This is a genomic window from Microcoleus sp. D2_18a_D3 (genome assembly GCF_036702455.1).
Classification (GTDB): domain Bacteria; phylum Cyanobacteriota; class Cyanobacteriia; order Cyanobacteriales; family Microcoleaceae; genus Microcoleus.
Window position 1 is genome coordinate 98,975 of record NZ_JAUBTK010000005.1, and the last position, 19,026, is coordinate 118,000.

At 47.3% G+C, this 19,026-nt stretch carries 12 protein-coding genes; all 12 read left to right on the forward strand.

Annotated features, from left to right (window positions below; translation table 11 throughout):
* Nucleotides 1-9 precede the first annotated feature (9 nt).
* The 12 genes from QUB06_RS04245 (at nt 10) to QUB06_RS04305 (ending at nt 18,986) form a co-directional block, all read left to right on the forward strand.
* Nucleotides 10-726 carry a hypothetical protein gene (locus tag QUB06_RS04245; RefSeq protein ID WP_333434244.1) on the forward strand — a complete coding sequence of 239 codons (717 nt, stop codon included), beginning with the start codon at nt 10-12 and terminating at the stop codon, nt 724-726.
* A gap of 16 nt (nt 727-742) precedes the next feature.
* Nucleotides 743-3,994, forward strand: coding sequence for a hypothetical protein (locus tag QUB06_RS04250; RefSeq protein WP_333434245.1), 3,252 nt, complete (start codon nt 743-745; stop codon nt 3,992-3,994).
* Nucleotides 3,995-3,999: 5 nt separating this feature from the next.
* On the forward strand, nt 4,000-5,007 hold the full coding sequence (locus tag QUB06_RS04255) for a hypothetical protein (protein ID WP_333434246.1): 1,008 nt from the start codon (nt 4,000-4,002) through the stop codon (nt 5,005-5,007).
* Nucleotides 5,008-5,272: 265 nt separating this feature from the next.
* A complete protein-coding gene (locus QUB06_RS04260) occupies nt 5,273-6,403 on the forward strand; it encodes a hypothetical protein (protein WP_333434247.1) in 1,131 nt (376 codons plus the stop codon).
* Between the two features lie 338 nt (nt 6,404-6,741).
* The gene (locus QUB06_RS04265) at nt 6,742-7,458 is read left to right on the forward strand and encodes a hypothetical protein (protein ID WP_333434248.1); all 717 of its coding nucleotides are present in this window, start codon (nt 6,742-6,744) and stop codon (nt 7,456-7,458) included.
* A gap of 14 nt (nt 7,459-7,472) precedes the next feature.
* The gene (locus QUB06_RS04270; RefSeq protein WP_333434249.1) at nt 7,473-9,470 is read left to right on the forward strand and encodes a hypothetical protein; all 1,998 of its coding nucleotides are present in this window, start codon (nt 7,473-7,475) and stop codon (nt 9,468-9,470) included.
* A gap of 126 nt (nt 9,471-9,596) precedes the next feature.
* Entirely contained in the window at nt 9,597-10,370 is a 774-nt protein-coding gene (locus QUB06_RS04275; protein ID WP_333434250.1) for a hypothetical protein, read from the forward strand.
* A 674-nt stretch (nt 10,371-11,044) separates the two neighbouring features.
* The gene (locus tag QUB06_RS04280) at nt 11,045-11,191 is read left to right on the forward strand and encodes a hypothetical protein (protein WP_333200604.1); all 147 of its coding nucleotides are present in this window, start codon (nt 11,045-11,047) and stop codon (nt 11,189-11,191) included.
* A gap of 370 nt (nt 11,192-11,561) precedes the next feature.
* The gene (locus QUB06_RS04285) at nt 11,562-12,809 is read left to right on the forward strand and encodes a helix-turn-helix transcriptional regulator (RefSeq protein ID WP_333434251.1); all 1,248 of its coding nucleotides are present in this window, start codon (nt 11,562-11,564) and stop codon (nt 12,807-12,809) included.
* A 547-nt stretch (nt 12,810-13,356) separates the two neighbouring features.
* On the forward strand, nt 13,357-16,929 hold the full coding sequence (locus QUB06_RS04290) for a plasmid replication protein, CyRepA1 family (protein ID WP_333434252.1): 3,573 nt from the start codon (nt 13,357-13,359) through the stop codon (nt 16,927-16,929).
* A gap of 1,026 nt (nt 16,930-17,955) precedes the next feature.
* On the forward strand, nt 17,956-18,546 hold the full coding sequence (locus QUB06_RS04300) for a hypothetical protein (RefSeq protein ID WP_333075329.1): 591 nt from the start codon (nt 17,956-17,958) through the stop codon (nt 18,544-18,546).
* Nucleotides 18,547-18,782: 236 nt separating this feature from the next.
* Nucleotides 18,783-18,986 (forward strand): hypothetical protein, encoded by a 204-nt coding sequence (locus tag QUB06_RS04305; RefSeq protein ID WP_333434253.1) that lies wholly within the window; start codon nt 18,783-18,785, stop codon nt 18,984-18,986.
* Nucleotides 18,987-19,026 lie beyond the last annotated feature (40 nt).

Below are 19,026 nucleotides of genomic sequence, written 5' to 3' on the forward strand. Positions count from 1 at the left end.
AAAAATTCAATGCAAAACGATTACTTGAACAACAACTACCGCTCTCATGACGATCGCGCAAGGGTTACTAACCTAGGCATTACCCACAAGCGCCGCAGCCATTTTAGCACATTCATGCGTAAATTCAAGCTCAATAACGCCGATTTAGCCTTCATTGCAATTTGCCTAATTGCAGCCATTTATCTAACTCTTGTCCAGCCCTTATTTGTCAGCGTATTTAGCTGTGCATCTCTGGTGTTCTTCGGACTATGGCAAATTACCCGCAGCGTTCCCATCCTCGAAAAACTGCTGGGCAGCAAAATTCGCTTTTGGCATTTAGCTGTCGCTGTCATAACAGTAACAATGTTCCTGAATAACTTTCAGACCCCAGCACAAGCCATTTTTCTAAGCGGTCTCCAAGCGTTTATGACCAATCTAGCAAGCGAAGCTGGAGCAGCAGGAGGAGGAACAGCCATTGACGAATCAACGATCGTTTTAATTTTCAATGCCATTCGAGGCGTATTTCTCTTGCTAGTAGCCGCCGCAGCTTTATTCGCTTACAACCAAGCGCAACAAGGCAATGATTGGCGTCCAATTGTCACCCAAATTGCCCTCGCCTTCGGCATTGTGATTGCCATAGACGTAATAACGTTCTTGTTCGTCGGCGACGGCAGCGGTACTACAGCCGGCTTGGTTCCCAACCTTCCTCCGCTGGGAGTGATTACAAGTTTGACCTTTTGGAACTAAGAAAAAGGAGTCACCAATGGCTTTGCGAGATCCCGAAAAAGACTTTATCAGAGTCAATAAAATCCTGGGCAAACAAGCAAGTATCGGGTTTATTCCAGCCAATCAAATTCTACCTTGGTGCTTCTTGACCGCCATTGCATACATCTTAACGATGGGTCTATTTAGCCTGGGACTGGGTTGGTTCTTCACTGTCTCGCTTTGGCTGATTGTAAGCTGGTGGCTCCTAACAGGAAATCAACCCCACCTTTTTACTGACAAGTTCCGCAAGCCCCCCGGAGATGAGTGGTGCAGCGGCGACAGCTTCTATATTTCTCCCATCTCTTCCCTGCGCCCTCCTAGCATCCAAGGCAAGCCTTACGATTCGCAAATGCGGGTCAAATTGAAGCCCAAAATTGTACCCAATCAATATGGTGGAAGGAGCAAATTTATGCCTTTCCAAAATGAAATTAACCTCTGCTGTTTGGTGGAAATTGAAAAAGATGGCAGGCAAGTGTCTGGGATGCTCCTCAATAACGGGACTAACTACCAACTGGTATTTGGATTCCGCCTCCGAGGGCTTCACAACCTACTGTTTAGGAACGAAGTGTCGGCATTTGCAGCTTCTCTTGAAGAAGGAATGAAAGACATCCCACCCAGTGAAAAAATTACTTTCTGCGCCGGCTGTTACAGCAGTGATGCTGCGAGGCAAAAAGAGTTAGAGCAATTGGCTGACACCGCTGAACTCCAACCCGTATCTGTACTGCTCCGAAACGAACAGTACCGCCTCCGCCAACAAACTCATCAAGGTACCAGGCAGGTATGGGAGCAAATTGCTTTCTGTACTTGGACGGCCGATAACGAAGGCGAAACCATCTCCAGGGATTTCATTGGCAAAGCCATTGATGGGGTCAAAAAATTGTGCGATTCGATTGTGGAAACGATTGCGGGCAACACGCGAATTTACAGAGAGCAATTTTACACGAAACTGCTACTCAACTCTTTTGAACAAGGATTCCTCCGCTGGGAAATTCTCCTGAATACCAAAATGGGACTCGAAATTAGTCCCATGAATTCATCTGAACTTTGGGAGTGGTTGTGGCAGCGATTTAACAGCAGTAAACCACCGCAAATTCCTCAAGTTGTTAAACTTGAAGAAACGCCTTCTGGCTATCAACTCAGCGAAATTAAGACGACTGAAAAACACATTTCTACAGTTTTGATTGAAGGAACGAATGGCGTATCCTCCTGCCCCGAACACCGCAAGAGCAACAACCGCGTCTATCTAACGGGAAAGGGAAAAGAATGCGCTGTTCTGACAATGTATGACGCGCCCGCAGGCTGGATTAATACCCGCCAGCAATTGAAATGGATTTGGGAGGTGATGTCCTCAAGCTACGTCCGCGATACAGAAGCTATTGTAGAAATTAGCGCCGGAAATTCCCTTGTAATTAATGATAACTTGGCCCGACAAGCGAAAGGAGCAAAAGCCGCTAGCAGCAGAGCTATAACTAAAGGGCAAGGGCGCGATATTGGCGCTGAAATTAAACAGGAGGAATCTTTCGACGCCCAGCGCCGGCTTTACCAAGGAGCCGTACCCCTCAATGCAGCCGTTGCCTTTTTAGTGTACAGAAACACTGCGGAAGAATTAAGCCAAGCCTGTAACGTACTCTCTAATAGTTTTGGAACTGCGAAAGTCATCCGCGAGCGGAACGTTGCCTGGGATATTTGGCTGCAATGCCTGCCCATTACTTGGAAATGGTTGCTGCATAGCGGTTCATTTTTGAGCGAACGCCGCCTCACCCTCGACACTGAAACTGCTGCTGGAATTCTACCACTAACAGTTCCCCGCGATTTGGATAAAAAAGGAGTTGAATTTATTACCCATCGAGGCGGAAAGCCAATTTTTATTGACTTGTTCTACAGCCAAATTAGCCGCGCTTTAATTACTGGCTCCTCTGGTTCAGGCAAGAGCGTTTTGGGGTGGCGTTTTACCGTTGAAGCTCTGGCGAATAATATCCCTGTTGTCGGGATGGACATCAGCAGCGGGGGTAACAGTACCTTCAAAACCGCGATCGAACTTTTGGGCGACCAAGGCGCATATTACGACATCAGTCAAGGATCTAGCAATTTAGTAGAACCGCCAGACCTCCGCAAGTTCGACAAAGCCGAAAGAGAGCGGCGGATGGAATCTTGGAAAGAATTTATCCGCAAAGCTCTGGTGGCGATCGCTATGGGCAAAATTCACCATCCCCACTTAGCCCAGCGGGTAGATTCAATTATCCTGCGAATGCTCGATATGTACCTTAGAGATCCAGAAATCATCGCTCGCTACAACAAGGCATTTGAAAGAGGGTGGCAATCTCCCGAATGGCAGCAAATGCCAACTCTCCAAGATTTGCTGAGGTTTTGCAGCAAAGAAAGGCTCAACCTCAAATCGTTTGAAGAACTGGATAGGCTAGCCATCAATCAAATCCTCAGCCAAGGAAATGCTTTGCTAACATCCCGCTTGGGAAAAGCGATCGGTCAGCCCAGCACGTTTTCGCCAGAACCTGCTGTTAAGTTCTTTGCCCTATCGGGACTGTCTAACGAACAAGATGCCTATTTAATGGCAATTAACGCCCATGCTGCTTGCATCCGCAACGCTCTTTCTCACCCCAAAAGCTTATTTATTGGAGACGAATTGAGCGTCCTACTCAAAAAAGATGGTTTTGCATCAGTTGTCGGCGAACTCTGCGCCACTGGCAGAAAAGATGGCATAGCTGTCTTGCTATTGAGCCAAGATTTTGATGCTATCTGCGAATGTTCTGCAGGAGCACAAATTATGCAAAATATGGTCTACCGAATTACCGGAAGAATAACCAATTCTGGGGTGGCAGCCGCTCACAAATATTTGGGGTACGACCCGCAAATTATCAGTTCAAATGCAACGGAATCTTTTCTGCCAAGAGCTGCTGACCTCTACTCGTGCTGGCTGATTGAGAAAGGAGGAAGATTTTGGCGATCGCGATTCTACCCCGGAGAGATGATGTTGGCATCAGTTGCTAACAATCAAAATGAAAAAGAAGCCCGAGATCGCATCATGGCTCAATATCCTCCTACCCTCAAAGGGCAGCTTCAAGGGCTAAAGCATTTCACCCAAGAATACATTGCAGCAGTGAAAGAAGGAAAAGGCTTCGACCACATTGGTCAAAATTTAGAAATTACTACCATAGCTGCCAAGGCTCAGCAAAAAATGGCATCCGACTTTCACAGCAACAATTCTCAATTTTTTGCAAAATTACCAAAATAACTCCCATGAAATACCGACTTCAATTGATGCAGCAACCTGCTACAAAACTCGCAGCAGTTTCCCTGTTAGCCAGCTTGGAATTAATCGTTCAAGTCAGGCCAAGTTTAGCTCAAGCAACTCCTCCTTTCGTGCCCGGTACACAAGAAACGGCTGTGAAAACTCCAACCCCAAGCGTTTTCGGGGCAAGTACACAAGAATCGGCCGTGAAAGCTCCAGCCCCAAACGCTTTCATCCCAAGTACACAAGAATCGGCTGTGAGATATCCAGCCCCAACTGCGGGAAGTTTCTTAGCTCCCATTGAAGATGTTTTCAAACAAGTCAACGATTTTATCGGCGACATCCAAGGTTTCGTGCAAAACGAGCTATTTGGCTCTTTAAACGAACTCCTTTCCTCTTCTCTCGGAGCTATCCAAATTCCTGATTTGAGCCAAGTCAGCAGCCAAATTATTAAAGCTCCAACATCCCAGACAGAAGGAACGAAACTGTCAGATTTACTCGAAACTAAGTCGAGCAAATTAGACGGCAAAGGTTCATATACCATCATGTCTGACTTAGACGCTCAAGCTCAGCGCAGCGCCGCTATCGGCATAGCTGACGGAGCAACCCTCAGCAAAGAAGCTCAAAACAACAGCTTCCAAGTGTTAGAAGCAACTCGCCAAGATACCGAACAAAACGTCCAATTGGGCGAAGAATCGCAGAGCCTCGACGTTACTCAACAAATTCTCCAAAACCTCTCGCAGCAGACCGCATTGGGCGCACAAGTCCAGATGCGAAATTTACAGGAAGCTCAGCAAGCTCGCACAGATCGGGCCATTAATAATGTGCTGCTGTCGCAAGCTGCTAAGGAAATATCCGCGCTCAACACGGGCGATCGCCGAGGCAGCACTGCGTCTGGAAACCAAGCCAGCTACCAGGCGGGAATGCTGATGCTCCCCGGCGGCGGCTACTTGGGAAAACCGAGCGGCAGCAACACAACTCCGATTTCAACTAACAGGTTCGCCGCTCCCGATTAATACTCCGAGCCGTTAAATTGAATCGGCGATCGTCTCTTGGCTTAGCAAAGATTTTGACAACACAAATTGAGCGTAGCTGTTGACTGTATCGCTCTAAAAAAAATTGTCAAGCATCGCTCTTAAAAAGTTTGTCAAGCGCTTCTAACACGGCTGGCTTGAAGCCCAAGTTGGGGAGCAAGCAGACATCACCGACGACTATTGTCTAGTTTGCGTGCAGACTGACCGTGTTGTTGAATACAAAGTTGAAGTTTTTCCCGAGAAACAAATGAGAGAATTTCTAGCACAAATTACACCACCGACGAGTGGCGCAGAAGGGTCAGCTTTGGACATTGTTAGCGAGTCAATTAACCTGGCTAAGACTACCTCAGAATCTTGGGACAAAGTTTGGATTAGCACGATTGACCCCATCGCTTCGGGGCTGTGGGTCGGTCTAGTATCGCTCGGCATCACCCTAGCAGCCGTCAGCATCCTCTTCTTAACTCTAAGCAGCGGGAAAGACATTATCGAAAAGCAGTCATGGTCAGAACTGGCAGCACTGTTCGTCTGGCCGCTCGTCATCATGCTGTTCCTCGGCGCTAACGGCAAATTGCTAGCAAATACCGTCATTTTTACCAGGAGCTTTGCTTACAGGCAAGTCCAAGGTGTCCTCGAAGCGCAACTAGGAGAAATGACATTTAGGGACGCGATCGCCAACGTCACTATCAGCAACATCGGCCGGCAACAACTAGAAAATCTCTACGGCGAATGCCGAAATAAAGTAGGAGAAGAACTGGTTACTTGCTGGAATTCCAAGCAAGAAGCTGCTCAGAAAATTGTTAGCGAAGCTGAAAGGCAAGCCGCCGGCTCAGCCCCTCTGCAAGCGCTGCGGGCTTTTGCTGAAATCCTCTGGAATAATAGCTTGCCCGGCGCTGCTCAAGATGCCGCGACTTTTATAACTGACCCCGGTTCAGTGTTTAGAGAAAAAGCAGTGCCAATCATCCGATTCATTCTATATAGCATCCAGTGGGCGTTTGTCAACATCCTTGAAGCAGCGCTCTTACTAACAGCACTCTTTTCGCCGATCGCGATGGGGCTGTCGCTACTTCCCTTGCAGGGCCGACCGATTTGGGCTTGGGTAACTGGATTTCTGAGTTTATTTGGCGTCCAACTTGGATACAACATCGTCGTCGGATTGGCAGCCACCGTGCTAGTCAATTCTGGAGCCGAATTAGCCAGCGATGTCGCCTTCCTCTTTTTAATCAGCATTTTTGCACCCGGATTAGCTCTATTAATCGCCGGCGGAGGAGGAATTGCCCTGTACAGCGGCATCGCTAGCAATGCCAAACAACTCATCGATGTTTTGAGCAACGCTATAGGAGCAGCCGCTAATTTGGCAATGAACAAAGGATTTAAGTGATGTCAATGTAACTCGGAATTGAGAATTCGTAATTACCCACGCATAAATGCGTGGTAGTGAAAGTAATTCGTTTCTTGATAATTAGTATTTCGGAATTAGCGCTCGGTTTCTTTAATCCTGAATTATAAATTACTAATGAGAAATCCCGAAATACTAATTATTTCAGCGCTCGGTTTCTTTAATGGAAAATTCCGAATAACTAATTGCGAATTACTAATTATTCGGTCACTAACCCCAGGTGCTTGTAGCGCCAGGACTGAAAAGTAGCTTTAGCTACTCGTGCCGTGTTTTCTCCCTAACTTACAACTACGGGTTTTTCACACTTACCGAAAGGTTTTATGAAGGTACAAAGATTTTCACAAACTGCATTGTTGCCAGAAGCTAAAAATCTACTGGCATTGTGCTTCCTCATCTTAACTGGAGTGAATATCCTCTCCCTAATTCTGCACCTGTTCGTCGCGTACCGAATCAACTCGGTAGCTGCTATGAAGACAACGCAAGTCCAGCTAATCAATGGTCAAACTTACTATGTAGCGGAACGAGATCGGTTTTTTCGGTATCCCTCAGTTATCCAAAATTTTGTCAAAACTTGGGCAGAGTTAACCTTCAACTGGGACAATAAAATACCAGGAACTAACGATACAGATTCAGGAATTAAAGTCAATTCCAAACGAGTTCCTACCAGCAGTTATTTTGCTTCGTTACTCCTAGAACCCAAGTTTGGCAAAGCTTCTCTCCCTGACATAGCTGAACTCGTCCCCAATAAAGTTTTTACGGGTCAATTGCGAGCAACTGTCATCATTTCTTTTTTATCCGAACCCAGAGAAGTCCGTCCGGGCGAATGGGAAATTGACATGATTGCTACCCGGTTGCTCGTCGATCGCACGTCAGGAATCGATGAAAGAATTCCTTTCAATCGCACTTTCCGAATCAAAGCTGTAGAAATCCAAACCCCGCCGCTAGGTAGCCAAGCCTCAGCTTTTGAACAAAAAGTTTATGAGCTTCGCTCGGCGGGCTTAGAAATCAACAAAATTACCGAATTTAAACCCAATTAATAGCAGGTAAAAACATGAACGAAAAAGAACTTCAAAATTGGCGCGAATTTGATGGCGAACCCGATGAAATTGAAGAAAGTTCCTACAGTACGCCGCCTAGCAGCACAACTAGCCACCCTTTTAATGGCAACAACTCCTCTAATGCAGCCAATAACTTTTCCAACAGTTTTAATGGCAACAACTCCTCTAATGCAGCCAATAACTTTTCCAACAGTTCTAACGGTTTTCAGGCAGCTAACGCTCCTAATGGCCCTAGCAGCAATGGCAAAAAGTTGAGCCGTGAGGAGGAAAGAGAATTGGCCGGGCATGACGGAGACGCCGATGAATTATTGGCCTCCGAGCACAGAATTAAACAGGACAGCGAAGGAGCAGAAACCCGCTCTGTTTCTGAGAAGCCCGAAGTTCGGACATTTTCAGTATTAATGGGTACTGGCGCAGTTCTCGGCATCTTGGGATTCTTTTGGTTTGTGTTCTTTGCTCCTAAACCTGTCCGCCAACAGGCAAAGACGCCGAACCCTAAACCGACTCAAGTTTCTAAAGACGAGTCAGGAGAACTAAAAAGCCGGCTGGCATTTCAAGATCAGCAGCGGGCGCTAGAAGTTCAGCCGCCTGAACCTAAAAATCGATCGACCCCTGCTTCCAAACCGACGCCTGCACCAAAACCTGCACCTGCCGTTAGAAGGTCTCAAACCCCGAGGCAGGTTCAAAACTTTAATCCGCCACCGCCAAGGACTGTACAGACCATTCCTCCTCCACAGCCGCCGTTACCGCGCCCTGCACAGCCACCTGCACCGCCCCCGCCTCGCCCTCGTCCGACGCCATTACCGCGCCCTGTGCCGCCACCCGCACTGCTGGCACTTCGACCTGCGCCACCACCCCGGTCGCCTTCACCAGAAAAAGTAGACCCTTACGAGCGCTGGGCGCAATTAGCTTCTCTGGGGCAAAGCAGAGGTCAAGCAATTAAAGAGCTAAATGCTGGAGGTATTTCTGCCAGTTCCGCAACTTTTCCTAGCGCAATCGCGCCGGGGATGACAGCGGCAAGCTACCCTGCCGGGCCGCCAGCAATGCCAGTACCGGCACCGCCCCCCAGTGCAGTAGCAATTGCGCCAGTAGCAGCACCGGTACCATTGTCCCAACAGCAGCCGGTGCCGCCGATTTCTCAAAACCCGCAGCCAGTGCTAGTCAGTTCGCCAAAAAGCCCACAATCGACTGCACCAATGCAAGAGATACCCGCGATCGCAATTGGAGCTGCTGGCTCGGCTGTAAACGCCAAGGTCATGAGCCCTGGAGAAGCTGGAATCCTCAACCGCACGACCGCCGGCGAAAACACTGAAGGCAGCACAGCAATGAGAGAGATAGCCATCGGGTCATCGGCTCAAGCCAAGGTAATCGTGCCGATGATTTGGGACGAAGCAGGTCAAAGCCCAACAGCCGGAAGGTTTGCCGTCCAATTGACCGAGGACGTGATAGGAACTGACGGGGCGATCGCCTTGCCGTCCGGCACCGTCTTAATTACTCAAGTAGAAAATGTCACGCGCGGAAATCGCCTGGTTTCTCAAAGCGTGGTGGCGCTTGTTTACCCCGATTCTGCTGGTCGCATCCAACAAGTACCCATTCCTCCCGGATACTTAATCGTTCGCGGAATCGATAACCAACCTCTCATTGCCGACAGTTTATTTGACAGAGGTTCTGAAATAGCCAAGGCTGATATTTTAGTAGGAATTCTCGGTAGCTTAGGGCGGGTAGGAGAAATAATTAATCGACCCGCCCAAGAGACTTTCAGCCAGCAGAGCGGCTTTTTTGGAAGTACGGCTGTTAAAACAACAACCTCGTCTGAACCTAACATTTTAGCAGCCGCTTTAGAGGGATTCTTTACACCTACTGCCCAACGGCTGCGAGAAAGATCGGATCGCGACGCGCAAGAACTTTTGAAGCGAGGCAACGTGGCGATCGTACCAGAAGGAACTCAAGTTTCGGTATTTGTCAATGCCTTTGTCACAGTGCAGAGATAACGGAGTTGACATCTTCCCCGCCCTAAAGGAACGGAAATTCCAAGAATCACTTCTTGGACTTCCTCTTTCCACGACTCGGCTTACTCACACCGGGCTTTATACAAAAATCTTGGAGGTAATATAACCGTGAAAAAACTCACTCGGAAAATTCGTCTGGCTTTACTTTCTCCTGCCTTAATAATTGCCACTGCATTCAGCACTGTCAATATTGGGCAAGCTCAAACATCGGCGCTAAAAATTGTAGGAAGAGATGCAGCAACAAATGCAACTACCAACCTTCAAGTATGGTCTGGTCGTTCCAGCGTTATTGACTTTAGCCAGACTGGTGAAGTCATTACGTACATCCGGTTGGCAGATCCGTCCAGGGCTGTCTTTAACACTGATGCTGAATTAAAAACTAACCAAGCTAGAACCATATTTGTCCAACCGATTCAACCCTTACAATTCCCTGGCGCTACAACAGCAAACATTACTAACCTGTTTGTTAAAACTCGCTCTCCTGAAGGAATTGAACGCCTTTATACTTTCAATGTCGTTCACCGGGACGGGCAACCTACTAATAATGGCATTGCCATCTCTACGGTAGTGCCCGGGCAGGAGCCAAGCGTAACTTTAGCAGACAATCGAACGGCGACGATCGGCGACATCGAACGGGGATTAGGCATTGCTATCCGAAGAGGTTACACGCCTCCCAACGACCCTGTAGTTTTTAAAGTTCGAGAGTTCATCGCTCTAGCTCGAAATGGTACGGGTATTGCTAAAGCTGCTGAAACAACTAATCTATCAATGTCTGTTGTTATTTCATTGGGGCAGTTAGGGTTGAGTCGCGAACCTGTGTTTGAAATTCCCAAAACGTCATCTTTTTCGCCCTCTCCTTTAACTCTGATTCCAGGAAATTAAACCCGTTTACTCGACCCAATACTCCAACTTCGTATCGGGAACGTTATCCCTCTTCTTTGAAACAGAAATGTTTCTTTACATCAATTGGGAATGCGATCGCCTTCGGGAATGACTCGAAGTTCGTTACCAGGCTGGTGAAGTGTTAGCAAATGAAGGCAATCAATAAAAATTTGACTGCGTTCGAGAAGCCGATGGTAAGTTCATATAAAAATATTGCCTCACTCTAAACTCTAGCCGAGTCGCAAGTGAGGCTGTTGGATGAGTCAAAGCGAACAGTTAGTCAGAAAAACAACCTTAGAATCCCCATTCTGAACGTTTTTCTTTAACCAGAACGCTTCTTACAAATCAAATAACCGGGGTCTTTTGACAGTTATGACCACCGATCCTAGTCATAGTCAGAGCCCTTTTGGGAGCCGGAATTTTTAGCCCTTTTGGGAGCCAAAAATTTTAGTGTTAGTCCTTGCCGAAATTTTTAGCCCCTTTGGGAGCCAAAAATTTTAGCGTTAGTCCTTCAATAATACCAAATCAGAAGCTCTAAATCAACAGATATGTTCTGGTAATCGTGTCTGCGAGTGACTGCCGAGCACCGACCCACAAACATATTAAATTGATGTAGAGCGCCCCATACGTGCTTTTTGTCCAAAAAAACACGGTGTTCTTGTCTTTCTGGACCTGTGACTGGTAAAATAAGTATCAATGTTGGCACTCCTGACTCGCTCACGCTTGCTATGTACCCCCTGAAGCTCGAACTCAAACTCAACAATGCTGAACGTACCCTAATGGCGCGACACTGCTGTAGCAGAGTTGATAGCGATCGCTGACATTTACCCCCAGCCCTGCCACCGCCACTACTGGGTGAGCGATCGCAACGGCCCCACAGCCCTGCGATTTACTTTGTGATGCGAGAAAGCTTTGTAACCAGCAAGCCCATCAACCTGACAAGCACAATGGACTGACCGTAACAGGTGGAGACAGATCGCCCCCATGTCTGGCAAGAAAATCTGCGATAATCAAAGCCTTGAGGTTAATGCAGGCTCTAATAACCTTAGCGACAGACCCAACGCGAAGTTAAAGCAATCGCAACGGTCACATAAGTCATCTACAGAACCCCGGCTCTGCCGAACAAAATTTTACGAAGAATGCCCCAGTAGTGCAATCACAGATACGGTCTATACGGCTGGAGTCACTGGTATGGATTTCTGGGAAATAAGCGAAACCAGTTTAAATGGTTGCAAAGATTTTTCCAAAGGTCGAGTGGAATTGCAAATCCGCGATCGCTTTGACCTAACAGACTTTGCTGAAATTGCCTATCAAGCTAAGGAAATTATCGCCCAGAACTTCGGAGAAGAAACCCTCAAACTGCACTACGCACTGGCAATGATTGCCTTCCGCAAACCCGAAGCCGGGAGAGAGGAAATTACAGTATCAGCATCTAAACTCCTAGCTGACTTTGGTGAAAATAATAAAAAGAAACACTACATCCCAAAAGCCGAACGAGACGCCAATAGCCAGCCAGCCCGATACCTTTCTAAAGAAGAAAAACTAAGAGCCTTAGTTCATCATGGATATCTACTAAAGCGATTAGAAGTTTCCGTTAAATCTTGGCGGATACGCAATAAAATATTTACTATTGAACGCTCCAATCTCTGGGATATTTTTCAAATTACCGAGGTGTTTCATCAACAAGACAAAAACACCTTAATCGATATTGAAATCACTTATCGCCCTGGCAAATGGTTTGACAAATTTGCAGGTCACGAATACTTGCGGGAATTTGGCTACATTACCAGCGAGGCGCTAAAACTAGATTGTTACCAGGAAAAAATGGCCCTCAGACTGGCTTATTTTGCCCTATTTGCCCTGCAACAACACAAAAACGGTCGGTATCAAATAGAGACGCTGCTGACACGAACTGGGTATAAAAACGATATAGAGACAGCCAAGAGAAAGGGAGTTGTTGCCTCGAATTTAAAACGCAGCTTCGATCGAGGGCTGAAAACACTGGGAAATTTTGAATACCCGTACCTCTTTGACTACGAGCCCGATGTCCCTGACTGGGCGCATCCAAACAGCAAAGTTAAAAAGCCCAATCACTGGTTTGAAACCTGGCTACAGCTTAACGGGACTTTACGCCAGCCAGAAGCGCTACCCAAACACCCACAACAACCCGAACCAAAACCAGAGCAACCGCAACCGCCCAAAAGACCCGCCCACAAGCAGAAGCCAGCTCAGCCAGCAGCCAACCTAACCGAACCCATAGCTTTTGGTCAATGGGTGAGAGAAGCTCGGAAAACTATGGAAGAAAGCCTGAGAACAATGGCAAAAGAGCTGGGGATCTCAGCATCCCAGCTATCTCAGATTGAGAACGGCTGCTATCCACATACCATCAAGCCCAGCCTGAAAACCAAGATAATTCGTCACCTTGGCTTAAATGAGTAACTAGCCAACCAGAAGGCATCGTGGCTCCAGCGGAAAGACTCCCAGTTCAGGGGGTCTTTTTAGCATTTTGAGCAGCAGAGTGTTTAAACAGCTAAACACCTAAAAGATTGGCAAATTTGCTTGAATCTCTTATCTGACAATAGTTTCAGCGCCTAAACACTTTGGGTGTATTCGGAAAAGTTTTGGGGGTATTCGGAAAAGTTTTGGGGGTATTCGGAAAAGTTTTAAATTTGAAACCTTTGTCCTGTATAGCTTTCAGCGCCTAAAAATCTCCTGAGTAGTTTGAGTAGTTTGAGGGAGTGTCACTAACCGCAGCAGCCGAGTCAGACAGGCTGAGGATTGATTTCAAATTCTGCCAAATCTAAAACGTGACGAGAGAATTTTATCTGAGGTGCTGGAAGCATTGCCGTCAAACCAAACACACGGGAATTGCCTGCAGCCTTGCTGACACCAGAGAAACACCCCTACCCCTACTCACAACCCCCTCAACCCCGCCTGACCCCTTCTGGCTCAAGCCCTTCCATTTGACCAACACCGGAGGTGTGCTGTGAACGCGCCCATCTCCCCCCTGTCCGAATGGCTGGCTTCGGGCATAGACCCCGACCTCATCGCCCTCAACGTCCAAATCCTCTCAGGCGACGCCCCCTACGCCTACCTCCTGTACGAAATCAACGCCGCCTCCGGCAGAGTCCACCCCGACGCACAATGGCGGTGGGCCAGAAAGCACTACAGCCACATCGAACACGGTGGCTGGTGGTGTTCAGGCCTTGACCCCCTCAACAACTGGCAGCCCATGTATTGGGGCTGCTTCAAACCCCACCAGCCCCGAAATACCTTTGACCCCAAAGGCAAAATCAAATCCGTCAAATACGAACACCCCCCAAAAAGCCCCACCAGAGCCTTCTTCCTGCAAGTCCCAGACCACATCTGGGCAAAAGTCGCAGAACGCTACGGTGTCCCCATCGACAACTCAGACAAACAACTTGGCTTCTGGCAATGGGTATGGGACAACAACATCCCGGTCATCATCGTCGAAGGCGCCAAAAAAGCCGGATGCTTACTCACACTGGGTTACGCCGCCATCGCCCTCCCCGGTGTCACCGGCGGTGTCAGAACCAAAACCCCTCAAGGGGAAAAATGCGACCCCTACCTCATCCCCGAACTGCAACACTTCGCCACAGAGGAACGTGAAATCTACATCTGCTTTGACCGCGACAGCAAACGCCAAACCGTCCAGAACGTCAACCGGGAAATTGGCAAACTCGGTCGCCTGTTCACAGCCGCTAATTGCCCCGTCAAAGTCATCAACCTGCCAGGGCCAGAAAAAGGCGTTGACGATTTCGTGGTATCGAAGGGCGAAGATGCCTTCAGCGCCCTCAAAAATGAAGCGCAAGGCTTCCAATTCTGGCTCGCTAGGGAATCATGGCTTTTAACCTATCCCGCGTCTTTAAAGCTAAATTCTCGCTATCTGGGAAAACTCCCCTATCCAGAGTCCGGGTTAGCCTGCATCAAAGCCCCCAAAGGCACCGGCAAAACCCAAGCCCTGACCAACTTAGTCTCCCAATCCCTTTCCACAGGCGATCGCCGCGTGCTGATAATTACCCATAGGATTCAACTAGGCAGGGCGATCTGCGCCAGCTTAGGAATCAACTACATCGACGAAACCAGAGACTCAGACTTTGGTAAACTGTTCGGATACGGCTTGTGCATAGACAGCCTCCACCCCCTCTCTCAAGCTAAATTTAATCCTGAAGACTGGTCCGGTGCGATCGTCATCATCGATGAGTGCGAACAAGTCATCTGGCACGCCTTAAACAGTTCAACTTGCCGCGAAAACCGAGTCGCCATCTTGCAAACTCTGCAAGAACTCATCCACAACGTCTTGACAACTGGCGGCTTAGTTGTTGCCCAAGATGCAGATTTATCGGATTACAGCATAGACTACCTAATAGCCCTAGCAGGCATTCCTATTTCCCCTTGGGTTGTTATCAATGAGTGGCAGCCAAAACGCGGGCGAAATGTGACTTTTTTTGCCACTTCTAACCCGGCTTCTCTGTATGTTCAAATGGAGAAAATTCTCTCTCAAGAAGTCACTTGCTGCGACATTGAAAGCCGTGCCGAATTTTGTCCTAAAGAGCAATCCCGACCGCGTATTATGGTTGTAGAAGACTCTCAAAAAGTAACAGGAAAATGGTCTTGTCGCAACCTTGAGACCCAACTGCAACGACGCTTTCCCAATTCTCGAATTCTTAGGATTGATAGCGAATCAGTAGCAGATCCCAATCATCCGGCTTATGGCTGCATTGAGCAACTCAATGCTAAGATCAAAAACTACGATATTATCATCGCCAGCCCCACGATTGGCACAGGTGTGAGCATCGATATCCGAGGTTACTTTACAGCAGTTTTTGGCATCTTTAAAGGGGCGGTAGCCGTCAATGACGCTTTGCAAGCTCTAGCCCGTGTAAGGGATGAAAATGTGCCTTGGTTTGTTTGGACTCAACAATTTGGTTTCGGCAAAATTGGCAATGGCAGCGCTAGTTATCGAGCAATAATTAAATCTCAGCAGAAAGTCATTAAAACTAATATCAAACTGTTGCACGGTGTGGATTTTGACATAGATATGGCTCACGACCCTGTTCACTTGCGGACTTGGGCTTTAATGGCAGCTAGAATCAATGTTGGAATGTGGAACTACAGAGAGGCTATTTTGGAGGGATTGAAGGCTGAAGGGCATCAGATAACATTGTGTCGAGAGACTCAATTACATTGGGAGATTAAAGTTCTGCAAATGCAACAATTGGCTGCTCACAATTGCCAAGACAGGGTTTTATTGGAACAGCTAACTGAGCAAGCGCAAAAATTAGAAGAGGAGTTGGAAAACTTAGAAACTGTAGCTAATTGTCTTAGTGATGAGGCAAAAATAATCAGACAAGAGAATAAGGTAGCTGAGGCTTCAGGGGTTGCCAATGCTCAAAACATTACTCTCTCTGAATACCTGAAATTGAAGGACAAGCGGGCTAAGACGAAGCTAGAACTAGAGAAGCAGCGTAAATATCAACTGTGGGATACTTATGGAGTGCCTGTTACGCCCGAACTAAAACTCAGAGATGATGATGGCTGGTTGCCAAAAATTAGCCTGCATTATTATCTAACTTATGACCCTGAATTTGTCAGGTTGCGAGATAAAAATCACTTGGCTGGACATCAGGAAAGGGGTAAAGGTAAGGTTTGTCCCCAAGATTTACGCTTATTTACCGCAAGGGTGGAAGCACTTAAGAAATTGGGAGTGATGGAGTTTTTAAACCCAGATAAAGAATTTCGAGGGACTGACGCGCAAGTGATAGCTTTTGCTGAGCGGGTTAAGCTATGTTCTGTTGATGTGAAAGACTTTTTGGGCATCAGCGTCAATCCCAAGGCTAAGCCAATGGAGGTGGTGCAGTATATTTTAAGGGGTAAGCTGGGCTTTACTTTGCGGCGGGTTCGCCAAGAAAGGTCGGAGGAACGAGATGCTTTAGGGCGACCAAAGCGGGTGAGGGTTTACCAGTTCCAATTCCCCAAGGATGGCAGGGCAGCGATTTTTGAGGTGTGGAAACAGCGGGACATGGAAGCGGTGGTACAGGTGGCTAAGGGAGGGTTTGAAATACTATGCGGCACAGGGTCGGATAATAATATAGGGATATCTGAGGGTGTGTTGTCTGAGGGTGTGTCTCAACAGAATGATGAGGTGGGAACTGTCGGCACAGGGTCGGATAATAATATAGGGATATCTGAGGGTGTGCCACCTCTGGGCGAGGAATTGGCTGACGCCACTCAAGTGTTCGGAGTGGAAACTGAACCCGCAGAGACAACACTAACAACAGAAGGGATGGGAGTTGCAGCTTCATATCAGGCGATAGAGTCCGAAAATCACGTTACTCCCACTTATGAGCCAAAAGTACCCCAAACTGCACCGTTCGAGCTTAAAGTTGGCTCGGTGGTGAGATTCTGCGGTGAAGTTCAGAAATATGTCGTTAGAGCTGTTGCAGGGGCTCAGGTAATGGTGAAATCCCTGTTTTCGGGGCAATTCGTCAACACTTACGCGCACCGCTTGGAGCTTGCAGAAGAGGGGACAGGATGAGTTATTTATGGCGTGAGCGATTGATGCTCAGTTCAGCCTTGTATTTGTGAACTGCGAGTGCAGCGAAAGAAATAGGCTGAACAATTTATGTCCGATGAATTCCCCATCATTATGACATCAGGAACATTAACATCACACAAGAGCGAAAGCATGATGAAGTACCCTGATGCTTTACGAACGCTTGCGGGCTTGTTTTACCACAAACCCGTCTGGGATATCCTTTGACTTGATGAATTCCACTACACCCAGTTGAGGCAACTTGATTGAGATGCCTTGTACGCAATTGGGCAACATTTGTGGAAACACGAAAGAACGCATTCTTGCCCGGTTCTTAAACCAAGGAAAGCCCATTCGCAATACGATTGCATATCCACAAACGTGGTTTCCAGTCTTCTCAAGACTTGCTGCAATACCTGAGCATTTACTGTCTTGAGTTCTGGAAAATGCTCTTTCGCTTCGGTTAAAGACTTACATTGTTTAGCTAGCGTAATATACGAATTTCTAAGCATTGCAGGCATTATTAGTGCCATTTTATGGTTCCATCTAGCGTGCCAAGTTAGGGGTGAAATGACAGTAATGTCCGATTAATTTTTGATTAACTTTTATCTCCGCGCCTACCGTCGCGGAGTGGAAGACAGCTGAACTAACAATTCCCGCACCCGGCCTACAAACAAAGCGAGCTACTGAAACCACTTTCCGCAGAGAGTGCTAATTGTGGCGACTGAACGCTCACTCGCCACTGTCCCCTCGCATTGGCGCCCGTCACGCGCGAGGCGATCGCGAAGAAAGAAAACACAACTTTTCGCTTTCCTGAAACCGCTTAGATCCTCGTACAGCAGGTCGGAGCCTTTGAATTAATTATCAGAGGAGGTGTATTTCTCCTCAGTTAATCATCCAAAAGGCTGAAGTTAATTATCCGTTTTTTCAGCCCGTGTAGCCATGCTGCACCATGTTGTCAACTGTTGCAATCTAAAAAAGGTTAGCAATGCTTACCGCGAAAAATTTGATTGGGAGTTTTCTGTTAATATGACTATCCAAACTATCAACGATGTACTATTTCCTCCTTTCCTTTTTACCACTCTCTTTTGCTTAGCCTCAGTATTCCTGCACAAACCTGAAGCAGCCCAAGAAGAACTCACAGACAATCGAACCCAAGTAAATGTGTCAACAGTCGCAACACCATCCGATGGTATTGGCAGTGCAGTAAATGGAGCAACAATTGAAATTGAGAAACCAGCCAGCTCCCATCACACTCGCCATCAGACCACAGGCAAAAAAACACCAAACAAACCTGCAAAACCTATTGATTTTGCCGCACATTCAGGTGCAAGCACAACCTCAGTTCCTGCCGTTAATACTTCACTAATTTCACTTAGGCAAGCTCGCAAAATTGCTAGCGCCATCAAAGCTGCTGCGCCAGAACTGGGGTTCAAGCAAAAAGTTAACGGCTCTGATTCCTCTATTGAATGGTTGCAGGCTCAAATCAAAAATCGGCTGGAAAATTCTCCCCTAATTGTGATGCCTATCATCCTCAAGCTTGCTCCCAAAGCGGTGATTGCAAATACTCTAGCATCTGCTACTTCCGAACTAGGTGAAAGTGCGCGTTCAGTGTCCTAGCAGCGAACGAAAAGTTTCTCAACCAACCAGCGTACTCGTTTACCCTCCGAAACTTATAACAATGCCCAAGCCTTACGAAGGCTTGGGCAGTTCTTTTGACCTGAATAAGCGATTTTCCAATAAAATCATAATTTTATATTAAAGGGAAACAAAACTAGCAAAACAACTTGCAAAGTGAATAAAAAAATAGTATAATCAAATTATTACAAGCGCCAATTCTATTTGAGCGTACTGTTATGGCGGCAATTAAACCTGTTACCTTCCGAGACCTCATAGACGCGATCGCCACCTTGCCAATTATCAATTTGCCTGAGAATTTAAGTCAGTTGAGTAGCAATAAAAGCCAATTTAACTGCAATAAAGGGCGCGGGCTCCGGCATCCTCGGCGCAGCGCCCCGCAAGTGGCCCATCAAGCGATAAAAGCTTTTCGGCAGACTTGACGAAAGTGCCCTTTCGTCCAATAATAAGGGATCTTCCATT